This window comes from Mycobacterium sp. 1465703.0 (assembly GCF_001672975.1).
GTDB lineage: Bacteria > Actinomycetota > Actinomycetes > Mycobacteriales > Mycobacteriaceae > Mycobacterium.
Window position 1 is genome coordinate 1 of the sequence record NZ_LZKU01000078.1, and the last position, 1,980, is coordinate 1,980.

Consider the following 1,980-nt stretch of genomic DNA (forward strand, 5'->3'; position numbering starts at 1 on the left):
CTCTTCCCCGGCGCGAAGTATTGCGTAACGCCATCGCTATCTCTGCGGTGTTTGCGGCATCGGCGACTGCCGCCGTCCCTACGGCGGCTGCCATCCCTACGACGGCTGCGGCCACCCCCAAATTGATCGACTTCGCCATGCGCCAAATTCCGGCAGAGCACATTCGAGCTGCCGGCTACGCCGGGGTCATCAACTACGTATCGCTGTCGCGTCCCGGCTCGTCTATGGGCGCCAAGCCGATCACCCGGTCTTACGCCGAGCAACTGACCGCTGCCGGGCTGATGATCGTCAGCAATTATCAATACGGCAAGCCGGGCGGGACAGCACCATCGGACTTCAGGCGCGGGTTCGACGGCGGCGTTGCCGATGCGCGCACCGCCTGGCAGCTGCATACCGCGGCGGGTGGCGGCCAGAGTGCCCCGATCTTCTTCAGCGTCGACGAGGACATAAACCACGACACCTGGAACAATTTGGCGCTCAAGTGGTTTCGCGGAATCAATTCGGTACTGGGGGTGCAGCGCACGGGCGTTTACGGCGGTATCGATGTGTGCCGATGGGCCGCCGCCGACGGCGTCATCGGAAGTTCGCGCACTCCCGGCCACCGGTGGGCGTGGCAGACCCGGTCCTGGTCCCACGGTCAGGTCGATCCAGCCGCGGTTCTCTACCAACGAGTGGTAAGTACCGCGTCGAATCCCGGCCCGGTAGTTGGCGGACTCGAAGTCGACGTCAATGACGTTCTTGCCGAGGATTGCGGTCAGTGGAACCTGCATCCCTGAGCCCGGTGCGGTGGATGCGGCGGGCTTCGGCCACCGCCTGGCCGCGCCCACAAACAAGAAACCCGCCCAGACCGATGGTCGGAGCGGGATCCCAAGGGTGGAGCTAAGGGGACTCGAACCCGTGGAGTATTACCGCTGACCTGCGGAAATACCCTGCAACTTGGTGGTGAACGACCCACAGCGACCTGCAAAAACCGGGAGGGTTGGTGAAAATTTCACCAGCGACCCAGCCCGCGCCATAAAGTCACGTCGAAGGGGAAAGGCGATGCGCTACCACTGCCCGCGCTGCGGCTTCGAATCCAAGCGCGACAACTGGGCCGAGCGGCACCCGTTCGCGGCCGCCGTGTTCGGCGTGCCGGCTTTCCTGACAGTCGTCGGCGTGACAGTCGCGCACCCGTGGTTCGCGGTGCCCGTGCTCGTCGTCGTCTGCGCGCTATTGGTCAACGACGCCGTGCGCCGGCGCGCGGCCATCGCCGCCCGGGCCGACTACGAATACCGGCAAGGCATCGCCGGCGCGGTGTTCGCAACAGACAAGACGTCGCCCCTTCGGCCGGCGCCGGCGCAACAGCCGGCCGAGCGGCCCGGGCACGTGATGAACAGGTGGCCGACGACGCCGCTCCCAACCAAACCCATCAGGAAAGGAACCCAATCATGAAACGACTACTCGCAACCGTTGGCGCCGCCGGCGTGCTCGGCGCGGCCGCCGTCATGGCCGCCAGCTCGGCGCACGCCGGCCCGGCGTGCCAGTTCCTAGGGCAGAACTACAACGTCGATTACGACTGCCTCGCGCCGCAACCGTGGCTCCCGTACGGCACCGGGAACAACCCGCCGCTTGGCGGGTCGGCCGTGACGCCCGGCGGCGACGGACCCAGCGGGGGTTACCACTGGCAACCGAAATCACCTTCGTGCCCGGCGTGCTCATCGTGAGCGGCCATCGCTTCGTCTGCCACTGGTGCGAATGGAACTGGCCGGTGCACGATTACCTACCGTTCGATTTCGGACTGGCGCGCATAGCGTTCGCCCGGCACATTCGCCGACGCCACGGTCTAAAGCGCGATCGCGTTGGACGTTATGTCGCGGTCGCGACACTGGCCGCCGTGGCGCTCATCAGCGCGGCCGCGCCGGCGCAAGCCGACCCGCCGCCGCCTTGGGCCGACCCGCACATACCCGACCGGTCACACGGCAGTTGCCCGGGCGGCGCCGG

3 protein-coding genes are annotated in these 1,980 nt (G+C 66.8%); all 3 read left to right on the forward strand.

Annotated features, from left to right (window positions below; all coding sequences use genetic code 11):
- On the forward strand, window positions 1-776 hold a 776-nt coding region (locus tag A5625_RS07370), incomplete at its 5' end, for a DUF1906 domain-containing protein (protein WP_232003516.1).
- Between the two features lie 265 nt (window positions 777-1,041).
- Window positions 1,042-1,431 carry a hypothetical protein gene (locus A5625_RS07375; protein WP_066990913.1) on the forward strand — a complete coding sequence of 130 codons (390 nt, stop codon included), beginning with the start codon at window positions 1,042-1,044 and terminating at the stop codon, window positions 1,429-1,431.
- Complete coding sequence (locus A5625_RS07380; protein ID WP_066990916.1) at window positions 1,428-1,703, forward strand: hypothetical protein; 276 nt, start codon at window positions 1,428-1,430, stop codon at window positions 1,701-1,703. Before A5625_RS07375 ends, A5625_RS07380 begins: the two co-directional genes overlap by 4 nt.
- Window positions 1,704-1,980: the final 277 nt, after the last annotated feature.

Coding starts and splice junctions, on each gene's coding strand:
- A5625_RS07375 (WP_066990913.1), top strand. CDS start 1,042: ATGCGCTACCACTGCCCGCGCTGCGGCTTCGAATCCAAGCGCGACAAC.
- A5625_RS07380 (WP_066990916.1), top strand. CDS start 1,428: ATGAAACGACTACTCGCAACCGTTGGCGCCGCCGGCGTGCTCGGCGCG.